A 21,411-nucleotide genomic window follows, 5' to 3' on the forward strand; every position below is an offset into this window, starting at 1 on the left:
GTCACGATGCGTACGATCACGGTGTGGATCCGACGATGCAGGCAGCGTTGGCGGCCGTCATCGGGGCGATCGTCGCCGGCGGTGGCGTGCTCGCCTGGCACATCAGCGATCGACAGCAGTCCCGCCTCCCCCACGTCGAGGAGCCGCTCGTGCCGCCCGGTGTGGCCGCGGTGCTCTCCGTGCTCCGCTCCAGCGCCGTCGTCGTCGACCCCGACGACCACGTGCTCAAGGCGTCCGCGCCGGCCTACGCCCTCGGCCTGGTCCGCGGCAGCGAGGTCCTCGTCAGCGACCTGACCGCGCTGATCCGCCAGGTCCGCCGCGACGGCCAGATCCGCGAGACCGAGCTCCACCTCGGCACCGACAACGCCACCTCGCGCACCGTCATCGCGCGGGTCGCGCCACTGGGCTCGCGCCTGGTCCTGGCCTTGGTCGAGGACCGCACCCGCGAGCGTCGCGTCGAGGCCGTACGCCGCGACTTCGTCGCCAACGTCAGCCACGAGCTCAAGACGCCGGTCGGCGCGATCCGGCTGCTCGCCGAGGCCGTGACCGAGGCGGCCGACGACCCCGAGGCCGTGGAGCGCTTCGCGTCGCGCATGCTCACCGAGAGTGACCGGCTGACCAAGCTGGTCCAGCAGATCATCGAGCTGTCCCGCCTGCAGGGCGACGACCCGCTCGAGGCGCCGGTCCCGGTGTCCCTCGACGACGTGGTCGCCACGGCCGTCGACACCAGCACGATCGACGCGGGCGCCAAGAACATCACCCTGGTCACCACCGGCGACCACGAGCTGGAGGTCTTCGGCTCCCTCGACCAGATCAGCGCCGCGGTGAGCAACCTGGTCGCCAACGCCGTCGCCTACTCCGACGCCGGCTCGCGCGTGCTGGTCAGCACCAAGTCGCTGGGCGACACCGCGCAGATCTCGGTCGTCGACCAGGGCATCGGCATCCCCGCGCGGGAGATCGACCGCATCTTCGAGCGCTTCTACCGCGTCGACCCCGCCCGCCACCGCTCCACCGGCGGCACCGGGCTCGGCCTGTCGATCGTCAAGCACGTCGCGGCCACCCACGGCGGTGACGTCAGCGTCTGGTCGGTGGAGGGGCAGGGCTCGACCTTCACCCTCACGCTGCCGCTCAACCCGCACAGCCACAGCGGTCCCTCGGAGCCGGTGGCGATGATCGCGCCCCCGCGCCGTACACCCGCCGCTCCCCCGCGCCCCACCCCACGAACCAAGACAGACGACGCCACCCACGGCGTCAGCACAGGACAGCAGGAGGTTCGCCCGTGACCCGGGTACTCGTCGTCGAGGACGAAGAGAGCTACAGCGACGCACTCGCCTACATGCTCCGCAAGGAGGGCTACGAGGTGGCGATCGCCGCCGACGGCAACTCCGCCATCGCCGAGTTCGAGCGCAACGGCGCCGACATCGTGCTGCTCGACCTGATGCTGCCCGGCCTGCCCGGCACCGAGGTCTGCCGCCAGATCCGGCAGACGTCCAGCGTGCCGGTGATCATGGTCAGCGCGAAGGACGACGAGGTCGACAAGGTGGTCGGGCTCGAGCTCGGCGCCGACGACTACGTCACCAAGCCCTACTCCCCGCGCGAGCTCGTCGCCCGCATCCGCGCCGTGCTGCGCCGCGGCCAGGAGCCCGACCTGCTGCCCGACACGCTCGAGGCGGGGCCGGTGCGCATGGACGTCGAGCGCCACGTCGTCACCGTCGACGGCACCGAGCAGCGGCTGCCGCTCAAGGAGTTCGAGCTGCTGGAGATGTTCTTGCGCAACCCGGGGCGGGTGCTCACCCGCGGCCAGCTCATCGACCGCGTCTGGGGCTCCGACTACGTCGGCGACACCAAGACCCTCGACGTGCACGTCAAGCGGCTGCGCGCCAAGCTCGAGCCCGACCCGAGCGAGCCGAAGTACCTCGTCACCGTGCGCGGTCTGGGCTACAAATTGGATCTGTAGGGCCGCGGCGGGAAGTCGGGGTTCCGTGTCCGGAATCCGCTCGCGTCGCGTCATGGCCGTCCGTAGCCTTGACTCGTGACAACGACTCCCGGCACGACGCCGACCCAACCCGTCGAGACCGTGCCCGCGGGCACAGCGCCGGTGAGGGCGTGGCTGCCGCTCGTCGCGGTGGCCACGACGCTCGTGCTCTGGGCCAGCGCCTTCGTCGGCATCCGCCACCTCGGTGAGTCGGTCCCGCCGGGCGCGCTCTCGCTGAGCCGGCTGCTCGTGATGGCGCTCGCGCTGCTCGCGCTGATGCGCGGCCGGATCCCCCGTCTGCCCACGAGGCGGGAGTGGCCGCTGATCGCCGCTGGCGGCGCGAGCTGGTTCGGTGTCTACAACCTGGCCCTCAACGAGTCGGAGCGGCGCATCGACGCCGCCACCGCGGCGCTGATCGTCCAGATCGGCCCGCTCCTGGTCGCGCTGCTCGCGACCTTCTTCCTCGGCGAGCGACTGACCAAGTGGCTCGTCATCGGCATGGGCGTCGGGTTCTCCGGCGTCGTGATCATCGGCCGCGCCTCCTCCCAGGGGGACAACGGCGACCTCACCGGCGTGCTGCTCGCGGTCGTGGCCGCTGCCACCTTCGCCATCGGCGTACTCACGCAGAAGAAGCTGCTGCCGCACATGGGTGCCCTGGACCTGACGTTCTGGTATGCCGTGGTCGGCGCCGTCGTCTGCCTGCCGTGGGCCGGCCAGACCGTCTCCGTGCTCGGCGACGCGAGCGCCGACACGCTGTGGTGGATCCTCTACCTCGGCATCTTCCCGAGCGCGATCGCCTTCACCACCTGGGCCTACGCCCTCAGCCACGCCGACGCCGGCAAGTTCGCCCTGTCGACCTTCCTCGTCCCGTTCATCACCGCCCTGATGGCGTGGTTCCTGCTCGACGAGGTGCCGCCCGCGCTGGCCTTCGTCGGCGGCGGGCTCTGCATCGCGGGGGTTCTGCTGACGCGCCGCAAGCCCGCCCGACGCGCGTCCTGACCTGCCATCATGCGTCCATGACTGTCGTCGCCAACGTCCTCGTCGGGCTGGTTGCCGCCCTGCACGCCTGGTTCCTGGTCCTCGAGATGTTCCTGTGGACCAAGCCGGCCGGTCGTGGCGCGTTCGGGCTGACGAAGGAGTTCGCCGAGGAGACCAAGGCCCTCGCCGCCAACCAAGGTCTCTACAACGGGTTCCTCGTCGCCGGCCTGGTCTGGGGCCTGATCGACGACAACCTCGCGTTCAAGGTCTTCTTCCTCGGCTGCGTCGTCGTCGCCGGTGTGTACGGCGCCGCGACGGTCAGTCGCAAGATCCTCGTCGTGCAGGCGGTGCCGGCGATGCTGGCACTCGGTGCGGTGCTGCTCGCGCGGTAGTCAGTCGGTCGCGGGCGGAGCGGGGTCGACCCCGGCCTCCAGCCACCCACGGAACGCCTCGAGGTTGGCCGTGGACTCGCCACGCGAGATCCGCCACTCCCACTCCTTGCGGATGGAGCTGGCGAAGCCGAGCTCCAAGATGGCGTTGAACGACTCGTCGGCGTGCGCGAGCACCGAGCCGAGCAGCCGGTCGAGCTCGTCCTCGGTCACCGAGGAGAGCGGCAGCCGGGCGTCGAGGTAGATGTCGCCGGAGTGGTCGACGGCGAACGCCACGGCATACATCCGCAGGTTGCGCTCGAGCAGCCAGCGGTAGACGCGGGAGTGGTTCTCGTCGGGGTTGCGGCAGACGAACGCGTGCACCCCGAGGGCGTGCTCACCGACGTCGAGCCGGACCGGTGTCTGCAGCTTCTTCTCGCCCGGCAGCGTCAGCGAGAAGCTCCCCGGCGCCGTCGACTCGTAGTCGATCTCGTTGGCGTCGAGATAGCCGCGGATCACATCGCTCGGAGTCACACCGACATCTCATCACGCATCAGCGTGCGGGCGTCGCGGTAGGCCGCGAGCGTGCGCTCGGCGGTCCGCTCCCAGGAGAAGTCGCCCGCGTGCGCGAGCGCGCCGGCGCCGAGCCGCGCGGTGAGCGCGGGGTCGTCGATCAGGCGCCGCAGTGCGTCGGCCCAGTCGTGGGCGTCGTGCGACTCTACGAGCAGGCCACTGATCCCGTCGGCGACCACCGTGGTCAGACCGCCGACGGCGGCCGCCACGACGGGGGTGCCGGTGGCCTGGGCCTCTGCGGCCACGAGGCCGAACGACTCGTTGTAGGAAGGTACGGCGACCGCGGTCGCCGCAGCGCACCAGCGGGCCAGCTCCCGCTGCGCCACGGGCGGCACGAACCGCACCACGTCCTCGAGGTCGAGCTCGGAAGCCAGCTGGGCCAGGGATTCCGGGTGCTCGAGGCCGCTGCCCGACGGGCCGCCGACGATCGGCACCACGAGGCGCGAGCGCAGCGACGGGTCGCGGTCGAGCAGCACGCTGACGGCGCGCAGCAGCACGTCGGGCGCCTTGAGCGGCTGGATCCGGCCGGCGAACATCAGCACCACCGCGTCCTCGGGCAGTCCGAGCTGGCGGCGTACGACGGCCTTGTCCTGCGGGCGGAAGACCGACAGGTCGACGCCCGGGTGCACGACCTCGACCCGGTCGGGGTCGGCGCCGTACAGGTTCATCAGCTGCTTGGCCTCGAGGTCGGTGTTGGCGATCAGCAGGTCGGAGGCCGCCACCACCTGCTCCTCGCCGATGACGCGGGCGAGCGGCTCGGGCGTGTCGCCGAGGGCGAGCGCCTCGTTCTTGACCTTCGCCATGGTGTGCATCGAGTGCACCAGCGGGACGCCCCAGCGGTCACGGGCCAGCGCCCCGACCTGGCCGGAGAGCCAGTAGTGCGAGTGCACGACGTCGTAGTGGCCCAGCGGCTGGTTGGCCTCGGCGCGCAGCACCTCACGGGCGAAGGCGCACAGCTGGCCGGGCAGTTCGCCCTTGGTCAGGCCCTCGAAGGGGCCGGCCGCGATGTGGCGCACGTGCACCCCGTCGAACGCCTCGACGACCGGGGGCAGCTCGGACGAGGTCGCGCGCGTGAAGATGTCGACGGCGATGCCCTGCGCGGCGAGGCGGCGGGAGAGCTCGATGACGTAGACGTTCATGCCGCCCGCGTCACCGATCCCGGGCTGGTCGAGCGGGGAGGTGTGCAGGCTGATCATCGCTACGCGGTCCACGCGGGGTTGAACACCGCGTGTGCGTCAGCGATTCCCGAGGCGGTCAGCCAGGCGTGTGCGCACGAGCGGTCCGCCGCGCCGCACGCCCTCGGCCGCCGCCACGCCCACGGCCAGCGAGAGCACCGTCGCGAGCACGGGCGAGGACAGCTCGAAGTGGGGGTAGACCTGCCAGTGCAGGAGATAGATCCACAGCGAGGACGCAGCGAGCACGCCGACGAGCGATGCGGCGAGGGCGGGCAGCCGGAGCCGGGGCAGCCAGATCAGCACGAGCAGGCCGAGCACGAGGTAGGCCGGGCGCACCGGGCCCCCGACGATGAAGAAGCCCGGCGCCAGCCAGAGCGCGAGCGCGCTCACGAGCAGCCGCTGCGGGACCGTTCGGGCCTTGGAGATCGCCCAGCCGAGCGTCACCAGCCAGAGCATGCCGTTGAGCCGGTGGACGTGGTCGCCGGGGATGCCGACGAGGTCGAAGCGGGCGGGCGCCAGCGCGATCGTCAGCGCCACGGGCAGGGCCAGCGGCCACCGGCGCGACGCGCGGTCCACCGCCGGGACGGCGAGCAGGGCGGCCAGCACCAGAGTGGAAAGGGCGAGCGCCTCGATGAACCAGTAGCTCCACCTCGGCTCGGACCACGTCCACTCCGTGAAGGAGGTGATGAGCGCGGCCTGCTTCCAGGTGATGTCGGCGGAGAACGCCGCGACGGTGCCGATCACGGCTACCGAGGGGACCACGACCCGCACCGCGGCGCGGCCCATCGCACGGACGCGCTGGCGGCGCGGCTGGTCGCCGAGCTGGAAGCGGCCGAGGTTGAAACCGACGACGGCGAGCAGCACGTGGGCGCCGCCCATCAGCACGACGAGGTTGGCGTGCGACGCCACGATCGTGAAGATCGCCAGCGCCCGCAGCACGACGTTGGTCTCGACCGCGCGACCCCACGTGCGGCGCCCGGCTGCGTCGGCCAGCGCCGCCGCCGGCAGTGCCTGCCACCCGGAGGGCAGCTCGCCGAGCAGCCGCTCGAGCCGGAGCGACGCCTCGACGTAGGAGAGCGAGTCGCCACCGAGGTCGACGAAGGACTGGGTCGGCTGGGCGTCGGGGCGCGCGAGGACGGTCGCGAAGAGGGCGGTGACGTCGGCGGGCGTGACACGTCCTCCACCGCTGGTTGAGCAGTGAGGCGCGCCAGCGCCGAACGTGTCGAAACCATGGCGACCTTCCGCGAGCGCGCGGTAGTCGATCTTGCCGTTGGCCAGTCGCGGCAGGTCGGCCAGCACCACGACGTCGACCAGCGCGGTGGGCAGTCCCGTGACCTCGGCTGCGACAGCCAGGAGGGTGGGTACGTCGACGGGCCGGGCGCCGTCGGTGATGCCGATGACGAGGCGGGCGCCCCCGTCGGCGGCGGCCACCACGAACCCGCGATCGCCCAGCGCCCGCTCGACGTGGTCGAGGTCGAGGCGGAGCCCGCAGACCTTCGCGAGCCGGTTGCACCGGCCGACGACCTCCCACAGGCCGTCGGGGCGCTCGCGCGCGAGGTCGCCGGTGCGCAGCTCGGTGACGGTGCGGCCGAGCGCGAGGTCGGCGGGCGCGGTGGCATAGCCGAGCATGACGTTGGGCCCGGAGAAGACGAGCTCGCCGACGCCCTCGGCGTTGGGCCGGTCGAGCCGGAAGCCGGTCCCAGCCAGCGGGCGACCGATCGAGGTCGGCGCGGTCGCGGCGAGGTCGGAGGGCAGCACGCTCATGCGGGCGGTGGCCTCGGTGGCGCCGTACATCACGAACAGGTCGAAGCCGCGGCGCTGGCCGAGCTCGGCGAACGCCCGGACCCGCTCGGGTGCCATCCGGCCACCGGCCTGGGTCAGGGTCCGCAGCGAGGGCGTCGATCGCTCGGCGAAGCCGCTGCGCTCGAGCAGCTCGAAGGTGTGCGGGACGCCGGGGATGGTGGTGACGCGGTGGGTGGCGACGTCGTCCCAGAAGGCCTCGTCGAGGACGGAGGCGTCGGTGAGCAGCAGACCCGCGCCGACGAAGAGGTGGCTGTGCAGGACCGAGAGGCCGTAGCAGTAGTGCAGCGGCAGCGTCATCGCCGCGACGTCGTCGGGGCGGATCGACAGGGATGCGGCGATGGCGGCGGCGTTGGCCAGCATGCCGTCGCGGCCGAGGCGCACCAGCTTGGGCGAGCCGGTCGTGCCGCTGGTCGAGAGCAGCAGCGAGAGGTCGGGGTGCAGCTGGTGGACGGAGCCGTCACGCCGGACCTCACGCCCCTCCGCGCCCACCACGACGTCGGGGTCCCAGGCCTCGATCAGCGCCTCGGTGCGTCCGCCCGCGACGACCACCACCTGGTCGGCCGCGAGCGCGCCGAGGTATTCGACGACCGACTCGATGTCCTGGCCGGGCGTCAGCAGGACCAGCCGCCTGGCGCCGGCATAGGAGTCGGCCAGGTCGCGGACGCGACCGGCGAGGTCGGCGTACGACAGCGTGGTGCCACCCGCCCGCAGCGCGACCCGGTCGCCGAAGGAGGCGAGGTGGGTCTCGAGCGGCCTGGCGGCGCGCCCGAGGTGCGGGGTGGTGGTCACCCACCAACATTAGAAGGTAAGGCTTACCTACGCCATATCGCGTGCGTCACGCTTCGGCGGTGCCCTGGTGGAAGCGCTGCTGCCACTGACCGCCGGTGCGCTGCCACAGCGAGCTGCGCAGCCGGGTCCCCTCGTCGGACGAGGCCCGCCACACGAGCAGGATCAGGTCGGGCGCGACCCGCGAGGCGGAGATGACGTCGAGGGTCACCGGCTCGGCCAGCGGACCGATCTCGGCGAGCGTGTCCTCGCGCGTCCAGAGCCGACCGGACGCGCCGATCTCCTGCCACTGCGGGTGCAGCAGGGCGGCCACGGTCGCGGGGTCGCCGCGCACCTCGTCGGCGAGCAGCGAGCGCTCGAGGGCGACGACCTGCTCCTCGTCGGTCGTGGCGACCTCGAGGTCGGAGAACAGGTCGGGCTCCTCCTCGACCTGGCCGACCGCGGCGGCCGGGTGGGCGGTGCTGCTGCCGACGAAGCCCGGACCCGGGTCTGCCACGCGCCCTGCCTGGTACGCCGCTGCGGCGGCGTTCGCCCGCACGTCGGCCGCCTCGTTGAGCACGTGACCGGAGTGGCCCTTGACCCACTCAAACTTCACGTTGGGTCGCATCGCCGCGTCGAGCGCCTTCATCAGCTCGACGTTCTTCACGGGCTGGCCGGCGCCCGTCTTCCAGCCCTTGCGCTTCCAGCCGGCCATCCACTTGGTGACGGCGTTGATGACGTAGGTGCTGTCGCAGTAGACGAGCAGGTCGTCGTCGAGGTGCGCGGTCTGCTGGAGGAGGTCCAGGACGGCCATCAGCTCGCCCATGTTGTTGGTGCCGTGCGGCCAGCCGCCCGAGGCCCAGCACGAGTCGTCGACGTACCACGCCCACCCTGCGGGTCCTGGGTTGCCGAGTGCCGAGCCGTCTGCTGCCGCGATGATCACGGGAGCATCCAATCAGGGCGTGGGTGCGTGGCCGACCCGGCCGGGCGTAGTCAAGTGAGAACTTGTCGGCAAATGGCCGGATCACCACGAACTCTCACTTAACTACGCCACGCACGGGACCGGCATGATTGCCACATGACCCAGGAGAAGACTGCCGTCGTCACCGGAGCGTCCAGCGGGATCGGCGCGGCCACCGCGCGCGCCCTGGCGGGCGAGGGCTTCCGGGTGGTGTGCGCCGCTCGACGTACCGACCGGATCGAGGCACTGGCCGAGGAGATCGGCGGCGCGGCCATCGAGCTCGACGTCACCGACGCGGACTCGGTCGCCGCGCTGGCGGCTCGCGTCGACACCGTGCACGTGCTGGTCAACAACGCCGGTGGCGCCTTCGGCTCCGACCCGATCGAGTCGGCCGACCCCGACCAGTGGCGGGCGATGTACGACGTCAACGTGGTCGGCCTGATGCGCGTCACCCAGGCGCTGCTGCCCGCGCTGCGCGCGAGCGGTGACGGACTGGTCGTCAACATCGGCTCGACCGCCGGGCGCTGGGCCTACGAGAAGGGCGGCGGCTACACCGCGGCCAAGCACGCGACCCGCGTCGTGACCGAGACGCTGCGCCTCGAGCTCAACGGCGAGCCGATCCGGATCTCGGAGGTCGCTCCCGGCATGGTGCACACCGAGGAGTTCTCGCTCGTGCGCTTCGGCGGCGACCAGGCTGCCGCGGACGCCGTCTATGCCGGCGTTGCCGACCCGCTCGTCGCCGACGACATCGCCGAGGCCGTCCGCTGGATCGCCTCGCTCCCCTCCCACGTCAACGTCGACGAGCTCGTGATCAAGCCCCGCGCCCAGGCCGCGGCGCACAAGGTGCACCGGGCCTGAGCAGGATCTGAGAGACTGCCGCCGTGCAGACCATCGGACTCATCGGCGGCATGAGCTGGGAATCCAGCCTCGTCTACTACCGCGACCTCAACCTCGGTGTGCAGGAACGACTCGGCGGGCTCTCCTCGCCGAAGGTCGTGCTCAGCACCGTGGACTTCGCCGAGCTCACCGACCTCGAGGAGCACGAGCGCTGGGACCAGATCGGTGAGCTGCTGGCCGAGGCCGCCCGCGGGGTCGAGCGCGGCGGCGCCGACTTCCTGCTGCTCTGCACGACGACGTTCCACAAGGTCGCCGACGCGGTCGCCGACGCCGTGGACATCCCGCTGCTGCACCTCGGTGACGTCGTCGCCGAGGCGTGCAAGCAGGGCGGACACTCGACCGTGGGCCTGATCGGCACCAAGGTCGCGATGGAGGACTCCTTCTTCGTCGATCGTCTCGCCCAGCACGGCGTCACCGTGCTGGTCCCCGACGCGAAGCACCACGACACGCTCAACGACGCGATCTACGACGAGCTCGTCCACGGCAACGTCGTCGACGCCACCCGTCGCCGGGTCGTCGCGATCACCGAAGAGCTGTGGGACGCCGGCGCCGGCGCGATCCTGCTCGGCTGCACCGAGCTCGAGCTGCTGATCCGCCAGGCCGACATCGAGCTGCCGGCGATCCCGTGCACGACGCTGCACGTGCAGGCAGCGATCGACCAGGCCCTCGCCGACTGATCGTCACTGGTCGCGTCGCAGCACCAGCGAGGCGAGCGCGTGCAGGTCGCCCGACAGCGCCTGCTCCGGCAGCGTGACCGGATCGCCGTCGGCGACCTGGAACGTGTAGACGAACATGTCCGGCATCCGCCTGTACGCCGCAGCGCTGGCCGCCGCAGCATCGAGGTCGATGCGCTCCACGAGGGCCCGCACGCCCTCATCGGCCTCGGCGAGCGAGACGGTGCCCTCCTCGATCCGGCCGGCGAACCCGCCCGAGCGCCTGACCCGGACCACGCCCTCGGGACCCGCCGGGACCGGGCCCCGGGCCGGCGCCGACGGCACGCGGCCCGTGACGCCGACCTGTTCCCAGGCCAGTCGCACTGCCTCGGCGTGCTCACCGGCCGCCGCGACGGTGGCCGCCGCGAAGGCCGCGAAGTCGGCGGTCGGCGTGAGGTCGCCAGAGGTCAGTGCGGCGTACCAGACCCGGCCTGCGCCCTCGAGGCTGGAGCCGCCGATCGCCGTGGCCGCGAGCTGGAAGGCGCGGTTGGGGATGCCGGAGTTGAGGTGGACGCCGCCGTTGTCCTCGTCGGTCTCGATGTAGTCGTCCATGTGGCCGACCTGCGGGTCGGTGCCGAGCGTGGGGTCGTCGTAGGCGGTGCCGGGAGCCGCCATGTCGCGCAGCGCCCGGGCGCCGATGCCGGCCACGAAGATCCCCTCCCCGATCAGCCAGTCGCCCTCCGCGGCGGACTCGCCGGCCAGGTGCTGCTTGAAGCAGGCGGCGAAGACGTCGGAGACCGACTCGTTGAGCGCGCCTGCCTGGTCCTGGTACTTGAGGCCTGCCGTGTGCTCGGTCACGGCGTGCCCGAACTCGTGGGCGAGCACGTCGGCACTCTTGGTGAAGCGCTCGAAGACCTTGGCGTCACCGTCGCCGAACACCAGCTGCTTGCCGTCCCAGAAGGCGTTGTCGTAGTCGCGGCCGTAGTGGACGGTGATGCTCACGGGAGCACCCGCGTCGTCGTAGGACGAGCGGGAGAAGGCATCGGCGAACATGGCCAGCGTCGCGGTGATCGCGTCGGCGGCCTCGTCGACTGCCGCGTCCCCGGTCGCCGCCTGCCCCGCGGAACGCACCGGCCGGCCCGGGAGCTGCGTCTGGCTGCCGGCGTCGTGCACTGTCCAGGCGGGGACGTCGACAGCCCGGGCCGCGGACGTGCGGGGCTCGGCGGCGCGGGCGCTGCGCCGGGCACGCAGCTGCTCGTCGAGGGCGAGCGCGTCGGTTGCACCGACCCGCTCGAGCAGCCACGGTGGGATGAAGGTGCAGCGGTCCCGGGAGTTGTCCATGCACACAGGTCTACCCGCTCACACCGACAACACAACAGACCCGTTGGTGTGTGCCGGAGCACGGTCGGTCACCGCTGGGATTCGGGGCCTGCTCCGGACCCCGGTAGCCTTGGGCGGCGCGTCTAACCCGCGCCCTCATTACTTGAAAGCGAGTGCTTTTCGCATGCCTGCACGCTCAGACCTCCGCAACGTCGCCATCGTCGCCCACGTCGACCACGGCAAGACCACGCTCGTGGACGCCATGCTCCGTCAGGCGGGCGCCTTCACGGCCCACCAGGCCGAGAGCGTTGCCGAGCGGGTCATGGACTCCGGTGACCTCGAGCGCGAGAAGGGCATCACGATCCTCGCGAAGAACACCGCGGTGCACTACGCCGGTCCCGCCGGTGGCGGCGAGCCGATGGTCATCAACATCATCGACACCCCCGGCCACGCGGACTTCGGTGGCGAGGTCGAGCGCGGCCTGTCCATGGTGGACGGCATCGTCCTGCTGGTCGACGCGTCCGAGGGCCCGCTCCCCCAGACCCGCTTCGTGCTGCGCAAGGCGCTCAACGCCGACATGCCGGTGATCCTGGTCGTCAACAAGACCGACCGCAGCGACGCCCGCATCGCCGAGGTCGTCGACGAGACCTACGAGCTCTTCATGGACCTCCTCGACGAGAGCCACAGCCAGGAAGCCCTCGACTTCCCCGTCGTCTACGCCTCGGGCCGCGCCGGCATCGCCAGCCTCACGGCTCCCGAGGACGGCACCATGCCCGAGGGCAGCGACCTCGAGCCGCTGTTCAAGACGATCCTCGAGACCATCCCCGCCCCCGTCTACACCGAGGGCGCGCCGCTGCAGGCCCACGTCACCAACCTCGACGCCTCGCCGTTCCTCGGCCGGCTCGCGCTGGTCCGCGTCCACGAGGGCACCCTGAAGAAGGGCCAGACCGTCGCCTGGATGCGCCGCGACGGCGAGGTCAAGAACGTCAAGATCACCGAGCTCCTCGTCACCGAGGGCCTCGAGCGCCAGCCGGGCGAGTCGGCCGGCCCCGGCGACATCGTCGCCATCGCGGGCATCCCGGAGATCACCATCGGTGAGACCCTGGCCGACCCCGAGAACCCGGTCGCGCTGCCGCTCATCCACGTCGACGAGCCCGCCATCTCGATGACGATCGGCACCAACACGTCCCCGCTCGTCGGCCGGGTCAAGGGCGGCAAGGTCACCGCCCGCCTCGTCAAGGACCGCCTCGACAGCGAGCTCGTCGGCAACGTGTCCCTGCGTATCCTCCCGACCGAGCGCCCCGACGCCTGGGAGGTGCAGGGCCGCGGTGAGCTGGCGCTGGCCATCCTGGTCGAGCAGATGCGTCGCGAGGGCTTCGAGCTGACCGTCGGCAAGCCGCAGGTGGTCACCAAGGAGGTCAACGGCAAGGTGCACGAGCCGTTCGAGCGCCTCACCATCGACGCCCCCGAGGAATACCTCGGCACCATCACCGAGCTGCTCGCTGCCCGCAAGGGCCGCATGGAGCAGATGACCAACCACGGCACCGGCTGGGTCCGCATGGAGTTCCTGGTCCCGGCGCGCGGCCTGATCGGATTCCGCACCCAGTTCCTCACCGACACCCGCGGCACCGGCATCGCGCACGGCATCTCCGAGGGCTACGAGCCGTGGGCCGGCGAGATCCGCTCGCGCACCAACGGCTCGCTCGTCGCCGACCGCAAGGGCGCCGCGACGGCCTACGCCATGACCAACCTGCAGGAGCGGGGGATCATGTTCGTCGAGCCCACGACCGAGGTCTACGAGGGCATGATCATCGGCGAGAACTCCCGCGCCGACGACATGGACGTCAACATCACCAAGGAGAAGCAGCAGACCAACATCCGGTCCGCCACCTCCGACAACTTCGAGAAGCTGATCCCGCCGCGCAAGCTGTCGCTGGAGCAGTGCCTGGAGTTCTGTCGCGACGACGAGTGCGTCGAGGTCACCCCCGACGCGGTGCGCATCCGCAAGGTCGTGCTCGACGCCAACGCCCGCGCCAAGACGGCCTCCGCGTCGCGTAAGGCCAACAAGTAGGTCCAGCTGTCACGCCGGGTCAGTGGTTCGCGCCGCTGGCCCGGCGTCACGCATTTCGGCGTACGGCGCCGCGGTCCGCCAGCATCCAGGCGACCACGATGCCACCGACCGCGCCGAAGAGGTGGCCCTGCCACGAGATCCCGGGCTGGCCCGGGAACACGCCCCACAGGGCGCCGCCGTACACCAGGAACACCGCGATCCCGAGGAGGATCTGCCACGGCTGGCGGGTGAAGACCCCGCGCACGACGAGGTAGGCCAGCCAGCCGAACACCACTCCGGACGCGCCGATGTGCACGGTGCCGATCCCGCCGAACAGCCAGGTGCCCACGCCGCCGATCAGCCAGACCCCGGCGGTGACCGCGACCCACTGGCGCAGCCCGGACAGCAGCACCAGGAAGCCGAGGACGAGCAGCGGCACGGTGTTGGCGATCAGGTGGCCGAAGCCGCCGTGCAGCAGCGGCGCGAACAGGATCCCGCTCAGCCCGTCGGTGCTGCCGGGCCGGATGCCCTCCGCGTCGAGGCGGTTGCCCAGGGCGGTGTCGATGATCTCGGAGAGCCAGAGCACCGCGACGAAGCCCGCGCTCCACACGCCGGCGACCCGCCACTGGGGGCCGCGTCGAGTGTCGTATGTCGATGGGCTCACGCCGTCGAGCCTACGAGGGCAGGTGGGGGCGCGTGACGCGGCGCAGGTCCGGCGCCAGGATCAGCAGACCGACCACCGGGAGGACGGCGAGGGCCGCAAGGCTGCCCGGGATCCCGATCACCTCCCCCAGGCCGGCCACGACGGCCGAGCCGACGCTGCCGCCGACGAGGAACAGCAGGGTCGCGATGCCCAGCGCCACGCCCCGTACGTCGATGTGCACCGCGTCCCCGACCTTGGCGATCAGGGCTGGCTGGCCGAGGCCGAAGGACACGGTGGCGAAGACGACCGCGAGCGCGACCGGGACGGGCGCGACCAGGTGCGTGCCCAGCGCCGCCATGAGCATCGACAGCGCTGCGATCACGGCCGCGACCGCAAGGCTCCAGGAACCCCCGATGCGTTCGAGGAGCGGCCCCGCGACCCGCGGCACCAGCATGGCGATCACGGCGCTCGGTGCCAGCAGCAGCCCGACCTCCCAAGGCTGCCAGCCCGCGTGCACGAGCACGGCCGGGACCCCGATCAGCAGCGCGAACCACGAGGCGGGCATCGCCGCCGCCGCGATCGCCGACCGCACCACCACGCCGTTGCGCACCACGGACAGGGGCAGGAAGCCGTGCGGCCGGTGGCGCACCCGCAGCGCCACCAGCGGCGCACCCAGGACGAGGAGGAGGGCACCGACGGCGGCGATGGTCAGGCCACTGGTCGGCGACTGCACGAGCAGCACCAGTCCACCCGACGTGCCGGCCACGAGCACGGCACCGAGGATGTCGAGTCGGGCACCACTGCCGCCACCCGCCAGGGCACGCCAGACGAAGGGGAGCACCAGCACACCCAGGATCGGCAGGGCCATCACGGCCCGCCAGCCGAGGGTGTGCTCGACCAGTCCACCTACGAGCGGACCGAGGCAGCTGACCGCGGCGGCCACGCCTGCCAGACGGCCGAGCGCCAGGCCGCGCACCGGGCCGTCATATCGCGCGCTCAGGGCCGCGACGCCCAGTGTCGGCACGGCTGCCGCACCGGCGCCTTGGAAGATGCGCGCTACGAGGAGCACCTCGAACGAGGGAGCGAAAGCTGCGGCGATCGCACCTCCGGTCATCAAGGTGATCCCGAACAACAGCGGGAGGCGCACGCCGACCAGGTCGCTCACGCGGCCGTAGACCGCAGTGGTGACCGCGAGCATGAGCGCATAGAGGCTGATGGTCCAGGCGGCGTTGCCGACGCTGACGCCGAGGTCCGTGGCCATGAGCGGCAACGCGATCGCGGCTGACGAGGACCCCATGCCGGCCAGCCCGAAGAGAAGGCCCAGCAGGAGTGAGACACGCCGGGAGTCGTCGACGGCCTCCACCTCGGTCGTCTTCGTCTGGCTCACATGAGGGCGCAACACTCGAGGTGGTCGCTTTGATTCCCGCACCTCCGCCGCTCAGCCCTCCTGGTCGGGTGCGGCTAGCTCTGCCTGCGCAGGCCCGTGCCGGACCACGACTCGTTGGCGCTGACCGCGACACCGATCAGCGCGGCGCCGAGGATCGCACTGTGCCAGCCCTGCCACCCGTCGGGGAGCAGTCGCACCATCGGCACGGTCATGGCATAGCCGATCATCAGCACCGGGATCCAGCGCGGGAGCGTGCCTGCCATCAGCAGGGCGACGCCCTGGAGCACCAGCCCCACCACGAAGGCCGCCACGAACGCGCCTATGTAGACCGAGAGCCCCGCGTCACCGGAGAGCGCCTCGACCGCGCCCGCATCGATCCCCACGTTGACGACGAGCGCGCGGAACAGGATCAGCATGGCGGCGTACCCCGCCGTGCCGATGGTGCCGAAGGCGAAGACCACGGCCCCGACGTGACCGGTCGTCCGCCCGCGCTGGGGCAGCAGGTGCAGGAACGTCGGGATGCCGAGGGTCAGCGCGAAGGCGGCGAACATGAAGGCCGCCGACGCCATCAGCCAGCGATCGGGAGACGCCTGCAGGGTGCTGACCAGCTCGGTGCCGTTGGGCGAGGACGGCAGCGTGAGGGCACCCATGACGAGGGCGCACGCGCCCGAGGCGAGGGCCGCTGCGGCGTACGGTAGCCATCGGTCGCCCATGCTGGACGAACCTAGCCGGGCGCACGCGACAACAAGCGGGAACAGCACGAGATGGCCCGGACGGACTACCCAGCAGGGGCTCGACGTGACACGGGTAACGTCCGGCTCATGACCGCGTCCCGCACCCTGCCGTCCGAAGAAGCAGTCGAGCTGCTCAAGCTCGTCCGCGAGATCGCCGCCAAGGAGCTCGCTCCGCGCTCCGCCGAGGCGGAGGCGACCGAGACCTTCCCGCGTGACGTCTTCAGGATGCTCGGCGACGCCGGGATCCTCGGTCTGCCCTACCCCGAGGAGCACGGTGGCGGCGGCCAGCCCTACGAGGTCTACCTGCAGGTGCTCGAGGAGATCGCGGCCGTCTGGTCCTCGGTCGGCGTCGGCGTCTCGGTGCACGCGCTGTCGTGCTTCGGCCTGTTCACCGCGGGCACCGAGGAGCAGAAGGCGCAGTGGCTGCCCGACATGCTCGGCGGCTCGCTGCTCGGCGCCTACTGCCTCTCCGAGGCGCACGCCGGCTCGGATCCCGCGGCCATGAAGACGACCGCCCGCCGCGACGGCGACTCCTACGTCCTCAACGGTGCGAAGGCCTGGACCACGCACGGCGGCCACGCCGACTTCTACAAGGTGATGGCGCGGACCTCCGACGACCGCAACGGCATCAGCTGCTTCCTGGTCCCGGCCGCCAGCGAGGGCCTCAGCGCCGACGCACCCGAGCGCAAGATGGGCCTGACCGGGTCGGCCACCGCCACGATGCGCTTCGACGACGTCCGCATCCCCGCCGAGCGTCGCCTCGGCGCGGAGGGCGAGGGCCTGAAGATCGCGCTGGCCGGCCTCGACTCCGGCCGACTCGGCATCGCCGCCGTCGCGACCGGCCTCGCGCAGGGTGCGCTGGACTCGGCCGTGGCCTATGCCCGCGAGCGGGAGACCTTCGGCAAGGCGATCATCGAGCACCAGGGGCTGGCCTTCGTGCTGGCCGACATGGAGGCCGCGGTGCAGTCGGCCCGCGCCACCACCCTGCACGCAGCGCGCCTGAAGGACGCCGGCCTCCCCTTCTCCCGGGAGGCCTCGATCGCCAAGATGGTCGCCACCGACAACGCCATGAAGGTCACCACCGACGCCGTCCAGGTGCTCGGTGGCTACGGCTACACCCGCGACTTCCCGGTCGAGCGCTACATGCGCGAGGCCAAGGTCATGCAGATCTTCGAGGGCACCAACCAGATCCAGCGCATGGTCATCTCGCGCTCGCTCGCCAAGAACAACTCCGGCACGATCTCCTGAAGGGCAGCCCCATGCTGAGGTTCGGCTACAAGGCGTCATCCGAGCAGTTCGCCCCGCGCGAGCTCGCTGACCTGGCCGTGCTGGCCGAGGACTCCGGCTTCGACTCGGTCTTCATCAGCGACCACCTGCAGCCTTGGCGCCACGACGGCGGGCACGCCCCGGCCGCGCTCCCCTGGCTCGGCGCGGTCGCCGCGCGCACCAGCCGCGTCACCCTCGGCACCAGCGTCCTGACCCCGACCTTCCGCTACCACCCCGGCGTGATCGCTCAGGCCTTCGCGACCCTGGGCTGCCTGGCACCGGGCCGGATCATCCTCGGTGTCGGTTCCGGGGAGTCGCTCAACGAGGCGCCGCTCGGCCTCGAGTGGCCCGAGGGCAAGGAGCGCTTCGCCCGGCTCAAGGAGGCGTTGCAGGTCATCCAGTCGCTGTGGGCCGGCGAGCGCGTGAGCTTCGAGGGCGACTACTACCAGCTCGCCAACGCCACCATCTACGACCTCCCCGAGCAGCCCGTCCCGTTGTACGTCGCCGCGTCGGGCCCCTCCGCCACGCGGCTCGCCGGCCGGGTGGGCGACGGGTTCATCTGCACCAGCGGGAAGGGCCGTTCGCTGTACGTCGACACGCTGCTGCCCGCACTCGCCGAGGGTGCGGCCAAGTCGGACCGGACGCTGGACGACCTCGACCTGATGATCGAGGTCAAGGTCTCCTTCGACGAGGACCTGTCCCGGGCGATGGACGACACCCGCTTCTGGGGCGCGCTCGCGCTCTCCAGCGAGGAGAAGACCGGCGTCGAGGACCCGATCGAGATGCAGCGCCTCGCCGACGCCCTGCCCGTCGAGCGCACGGCCTCGCGCTTCATCGTCTCCAGCGACCCCGACGAGCACGTCGAGAAGATCTGGGCCTACGTCGAGATGGGCTTCCGCCACCTCGTCTTCCACGCGCCGGGTCCCGACCAGGCGCGGTTCATGGCGGCGTACGAGAAGGACGTGCTGCCCCGGCTGCGCGCCCGCGCGGCAGCCGAGGGCATCAGCCTGCCGGGCTGACCAGCCAGCGCCCCAGCAACGTCCCGTCCTGCTCGAGCAGGGACACCGGCTCCAGCGCGACGTCGACGTCCACCCCGGCCATGATCCGCAGGTGGGCGCCGCCGATGAGGCGCGGCACGATCGTGTGGCACAGCTCGTCGACCACACCCGCGGCGACCATCGACCCGAACAGGTGCGGTCCGCCCTCGCTCAGCTGGTCCACCCAGCCGCGCTGCGCCAGCTCCGCCTTGAGCGCCACCAGGTCGACCTCGTCCTCGCCGAGCACCAGAGTGTTCTCCGACCCGAGCAGGGCCGTCGTCTCGGCCAGGTGGGGCGCGCTCGCGACGGTCGCCATCGTGACCCTGCCGGCGGGGGCACCGACCAGCCCCTCGGGCACCTGCCCGGAGCGGCTGACCACGACGAGCGGCAGCCGCGGGACGTCGTAGCCCTCGGCGCGCAGCGTCCCGGCCCCGACGACGAGGCAGTCCGCCTGCCTGCGCAGCAGGTTGAAGACCCGCTTGTCGGCCGCGTTGTTGATGCTCTTGCTCAGCCCGTCGCCGTCCTGGGCGGCACCGTCGACCGTGCTGACGAAGTTGACCCGCAGCCAGGGCTCGCCGCGCGGCGCGTAGGCAGCCGCCAGGGCCTCGTCGTCCAGGTCCCGCATGCCGACAAGCTCCATGGCGCCCAACCTAGAGTGTGGCTCGTGATCACGCTCGCCGACCTCGCCTCCCTCCAGCACGAGTACGGCGATGCCTGGCGCTCGCCGGTGACGCCGGTCGTGCTCGACGGGCCGCAGGGCCCGGTCACGATCGGTGACGGCCCGGTGACGCTGATGGGCTGCGTCAACCTCTCCCGCGACTCGACCTACCGCGAGAGCGTCGCGACGTCGCCCGCGGACGCCGTCCGGATGGGACGGGTCCAGGCAGCACAGGGCGCCGCCATCATCGACCTCGGCGCCGAGTCGAGCAACGCCAAGGCTGCCCGGGTCGGCCCCGATGCCCAGATCGCGACCCTGGTGCCCGCGGTCGAGGGCCTGGCCGAGCACGCGCTGGTCTCCGTGGAGACCTACGAGCCCCGCGTCGTGACTGCCTGCCTGCAGGCAGGCGCGCGGATCCTGAACATGACCGGCCGCGAGCACGAGGAGGAGATGCTCACCCTCGCGGCCGAGCACGACGCGGCGGTCGTGATGTGCTTCGGCGAGGTCGCCAACGTGCGCGAGGCCTCCGACGTCCCGCCCCAGGCCGACCCGATCCCCGTGCTGCTCGAGCACTTCGCCGTACGCCTCGAACGGGCCCGCGCGCTGGGCGTCGACAAGGTCATCATCGATCCGGGCATGGGCTTCCACTACGGCAACCTGCTCGACCCGGTCGGGCGCGCCCGGCACCAGACGCGGGTGCTGTCGCAGACGTTCCGGCTGCGCCCGCTCGGCGTCCCGGTCTGCAACGTGCTGCCGCACACCTACGACCTGTTCGGCGACGAGTTCCGCAAGGCCGAGGGGTTCTACGCCGTGCTGGCGTCCCTGGGTGGCGCGCAGCTGCTGCGGGTCCACGAAGTCCCCCACCTGCGGGTCGTGCTCGCAGCCCTGTCAGCCCTGGAGGTCCGATGACCGCGATGACCCGTGAGGCCTGCGTGGCGCTCGACGCGAGCGACCCGCTCGCCGCCCATCGCGACGAGTTCGTGCTGCCCGACGGCGTGATCTACCTCGACGGCAACTCCCTCGGCGCCCTGCCCGTCCGCACCGCCGAGCACCTGCAGCGCGTCGTCACCCAGGAGTGGGGCCAGGGCCTGATCCGCAGCTGGAACGACGCCGGCTGGTTCGAGGCGCCCCGCACCCTCGGTGACCGGGTCGGCCGGCTCGTCGGGGCCGGGCCGGGCCAGGTCGTGGTCTGTGACTCGACCTCGGTCAACATGTTCAAGGCCCTGACCGCCGCGCTGTCCCTGCGTCCCGGCCGCACCGCGGTCGTCGGCGATCGCGACAACTTCCCCACCGACCTCTACATCATGCAGGGCGCCTCCGGCTCGACCCACGAGCACCGGCTGATCGCCGCGGACGGCCCCACCCTGGCCGACGTCCTCGACGAGGACGTGGCTGCGGTCGTGCTCACCCACGTCGACTACCGCACGGGCCGGATGTACGACATGGCTGCCGTCACCGCCCAGGTGCACGCCGCAGGCGCGTTGATGATCTGGGACCTGTGCCACAGCGTCGGCGCCCTGCCGGTCGACCTCGACGGCTGCGGTGCGGACTTCGCGGTCGGGTGCACCTACAAGTACGTCAACGGCGGCCCGGGCTCCCCCGCGTTCATCTACGTCGCGAGCGAGCACCAGGACGCCGCCACCCAGCCGTTGTCGGGCTGGCACGGCCACGCCGACCCGTTCGCGTTCACGCCCGACTACGAGCCCGCGCCCGGGATCAGCCGCTTCCTCGTCGGCACCCCGCACCTGCTCAGCTGCGCCGGGCTCGAGGCCAGCCTGGAGATCTGGGACCGGGTCGACCTCGGCGCCGTACGCACCAAGAGCCTGGCCCTGACCGACCTGTTCATCTCGCTCGTCGAGGCCCGCGTCGGCGAGCACGTCTCGGTCGTCACCCCCCGCGAGCACGCCGTGCGCGGCAGCCAGGTGTCCCTGCGCCACGAGGACGGCTACGCCCCCATGCAGGCCCTGATAGAGCGCGGCGTCATCGGCGACTTCCGCGCTCCCGACCTGATGCGCTTCGGCTTCACGCCCCTCTACGTCGGGTACGCCGATGTGTGGGACGCCGTCGACGTGCTCGCCGAGGTCCTGACGACCGAGGTCTGGCGCGAGCCGCGCTACGCGACCCGGAACGCCGTCACCTGACTCAACTGCAGGCAGCTCAACGCCGTT

General features: G+C 71.6%; 20 protein-coding genes. 11 read left to right on the forward strand and 9 right to left on the reverse strand.

The window, feature by feature from the left end; translation table 11 throughout:
- The first annotated feature begins 23 nt into the window (after positions 1-23).
- The 4 genes from C9J87_RS08305 to C9J87_RS08320 all read left to right on the forward strand — a co-directional run bounded on the left by C9J87_RS08305 (position 24) and on the right by C9J87_RS08320 (position 3,345).
- Entirely contained in the window at positions 24-1,283 is a 1,260-nt protein-coding gene (locus C9J87_RS08305; RefSeq protein ID WP_010834123.1) for a sensor histidine kinase, read from the forward strand.
- The gene (locus C9J87_RS08310) at positions 1,280-1,957 is read left to right on the forward strand and encodes a response regulator transcription factor (protein ID WP_010834124.1); all 678 of its coding nucleotides are present in this window, start codon (positions 1,280-1,282) and stop codon (positions 1,955-1,957) included. Before C9J87_RS08305 ends, C9J87_RS08310 begins: the two co-directional genes overlap by 4 nt.
- 75 nt (positions 1,958-2,032) lie before the next feature.
- Positions 2,033-2,974, forward strand: a complete 942-nt coding sequence (locus tag C9J87_RS08315) for a DMT family transporter (RefSeq protein WP_198016863.1) — start codon at positions 2,033-2,035, stop codon at positions 2,972-2,974.
- 17 nt (positions 2,975-2,991) lie between these two features.
- The gene (locus tag C9J87_RS08320; protein ID WP_107705234.1) at positions 2,992-3,345 is read left to right on the forward strand and encodes a DUF1304 domain-containing protein; all 354 of its coding nucleotides are present in this window, start codon (positions 2,992-2,994) and stop codon (positions 3,343-3,345) included.
- On the opposite strand, the gene C9J87_RS08325 is transcribed toward C9J87_RS08320, so the two are convergent.
- From C9J87_RS08325 to C9J87_RS08340, 4 genes are read right to left on the reverse strand one after another with little or no spacing between them, the layout of a single operon-like run.
- The gene (locus tag C9J87_RS08325; RefSeq protein WP_107705235.1) at positions 3,346-3,855 is read right to left on the reverse strand and encodes a type III secretion system chaperone family protein; all 510 of its coding nucleotides are present in this window, start codon (positions 3,853-3,855) and stop codon (positions 3,346-3,348) included. It abuts the gene before it with no gap.
- Positions 3,852-5,105 carry a D-inositol-3-phosphate glycosyltransferase gene (gene mshA, locus C9J87_RS08330; protein WP_107705236.1) on the reverse strand — a complete coding sequence of 418 codons (1,254 nt, stop codon included), beginning with the start codon at positions 5,103-5,105 and terminating at the stop codon, positions 3,852-3,854. Before mshA ends, C9J87_RS08325 begins: the two co-directional genes overlap by 4 nt.
- 24 nt (positions 5,106-5,129) lie before the next feature.
- The gene (locus C9J87_RS08335) at positions 5,130-7,661 is read right to left on the reverse strand and encodes an AMP-binding protein (protein WP_107705237.1); all 2,532 of its coding nucleotides are present in this window, start codon (positions 7,659-7,661) and stop codon (positions 5,130-5,132) included.
- Between the two features lie 46 nt (positions 7,662-7,707).
- Positions 7,708-8,580, reverse strand: a complete 873-nt coding sequence (locus C9J87_RS08340) for a ribonuclease HI family protein (protein WP_107705238.1) — start codon at positions 8,578-8,580, stop codon at positions 7,708-7,710.
- Between the two features lie 135 nt (positions 8,581-8,715).
- Here C9J87_RS08340 and C9J87_RS08345 point away from each other — a divergent pair, with 135 nt between their 5' ends.
- On the forward strand, positions 8,716-9,456 hold the full coding sequence (locus C9J87_RS08345) for an SDR family NAD(P)-dependent oxidoreductase (RefSeq protein WP_107705239.1): 741 nt from the start codon (positions 8,716-8,718) through the stop codon (positions 9,454-9,456).
- Positions 9,457-9,479: 23 nt separating this feature from the next.
- The gene (locus C9J87_RS08350; protein ID WP_107705240.1) at positions 9,480-10,172 is read left to right on the forward strand and encodes an aspartate/glutamate racemase family protein; all 693 of its coding nucleotides are present in this window, start codon (positions 9,480-9,482) and stop codon (positions 10,170-10,172) included.
- A 3-nt stretch (positions 10,173-10,175) separates the two neighbouring features.
- Here C9J87_RS08350 and C9J87_RS08355 read toward each other — a convergent pair whose 3' ends face one another.
- On the reverse strand, positions 10,176-11,489 hold the full coding sequence (locus C9J87_RS08355) for a protealysin inhibitor emfourin (protein WP_107705241.1): 1,314 nt from the start codon (positions 11,487-11,489) through the stop codon (positions 10,176-10,178).
- A gap of 163 nt (positions 11,490-11,652) precedes the next feature.
- Between C9J87_RS08355 and typA the strand changes: the two genes are divergently transcribed.
- Complete coding sequence (typA, locus tag C9J87_RS08360; protein ID WP_107705242.1) at positions 11,653-13,539, forward strand: translational GTPase TypA; 1,887 nt, start codon at positions 11,653-11,655, stop codon at positions 13,537-13,539.
- 46 nt (positions 13,540-13,585) lie between these two features.
- Here typA and C9J87_RS08365 read toward each other — a convergent pair whose 3' ends face one another.
- The 3 genes from C9J87_RS08365 to C9J87_RS08375 all read right to left on the reverse strand — a co-directional run bounded on the left by C9J87_RS08365 (position 13,586) and on the right by C9J87_RS08375 (position 16,261).
- Complete coding sequence (locus C9J87_RS08365) at positions 13,586-14,182, reverse strand: rhomboid family intramembrane serine protease (protein ID WP_107705243.1); 597 nt, start codon at positions 14,180-14,182, stop codon at positions 13,586-13,588.
- Positions 14,183-14,192: 10 nt separating this feature from the next.
- Positions 14,193-15,548, reverse strand: coding sequence for an MFS transporter (locus tag C9J87_RS08370; protein ID WP_107705244.1), 1,356 nt, complete (start codon positions 15,546-15,548; stop codon positions 14,193-14,195).
- A gap of 74 nt (positions 15,549-15,622) precedes the next feature.
- Positions 15,623-16,261: a hypothetical protein gene (locus C9J87_RS08375; protein WP_107705245.1), complete on the reverse strand. Its 639-nt coding sequence runs from the start codon at positions 16,259-16,261 to the stop codon at positions 15,623-15,625.
- A 108-nt stretch (positions 16,262-16,369) separates the two neighbouring features.
- On the opposite strand from C9J87_RS08375, the gene C9J87_RS08380 reads away from it, so the two are divergent.
- Positions 16,370-17,530 carry an acyl-CoA dehydrogenase family protein gene (locus tag C9J87_RS08380; RefSeq protein WP_107705246.1) on the forward strand — a complete coding sequence of 387 codons (1,161 nt, stop codon included), beginning with the start codon at positions 16,370-16,372 and terminating at the stop codon, positions 17,528-17,530.
- An 11-nt stretch (positions 17,531-17,541) separates the two neighbouring features.
- Positions 17,542-18,567, forward strand: coding sequence for a glucose-6-phosphate dehydrogenase (coenzyme-F420) (fgd, locus tag C9J87_RS08385; RefSeq protein WP_107705247.1), 1,026 nt, complete (start codon positions 17,542-17,544; stop codon positions 18,565-18,567).
- On the opposite strand, the gene C9J87_RS08390 is transcribed toward fgd, so the two are convergent.
- The gene (locus C9J87_RS08390; protein WP_107705248.1) at positions 18,551-19,225 is read right to left on the reverse strand and encodes a dihydrofolate reductase family protein; all 675 of its coding nucleotides are present in this window, start codon (positions 19,223-19,225) and stop codon (positions 18,551-18,553) included. The genes fgd and C9J87_RS08390 overlap by 17 nt on opposite strands.
- Before the next feature lie 24 nt (positions 19,226-19,249).
- On the opposite strand from C9J87_RS08390, the gene C9J87_RS08395 reads away from it, so the two are divergent.
- Positions 19,250-20,152, forward strand: coding sequence for a dihydropteroate synthase (locus C9J87_RS08395; protein ID WP_157953152.1), 903 nt, complete (start codon positions 19,250-19,252; stop codon positions 20,150-20,152).
- Positions 20,149-21,384 carry a kynureninase gene (gene kynU / locus C9J87_RS08400; protein ID WP_107705250.1) on the forward strand — a complete coding sequence of 412 codons (1,236 nt, stop codon included), beginning with the start codon at positions 20,149-20,151 and terminating at the stop codon, positions 21,382-21,384. The genes C9J87_RS08395 and kynU overlap by 4 nt, the downstream gene beginning before the upstream one ends.
- Positions 21,385-21,411: the final 27 nt, after the last annotated feature.

The sequence above is a fragment of the Nocardioides allogilvus genome (assembly GCF_003047285.1).
In the GTDB taxonomy this organism is placed as follows: Bacteria; Actinomycetota; Actinomycetes; order Propionibacteriales; family Nocardioidaceae; genus Nocardioides; species Nocardioides allogilvus.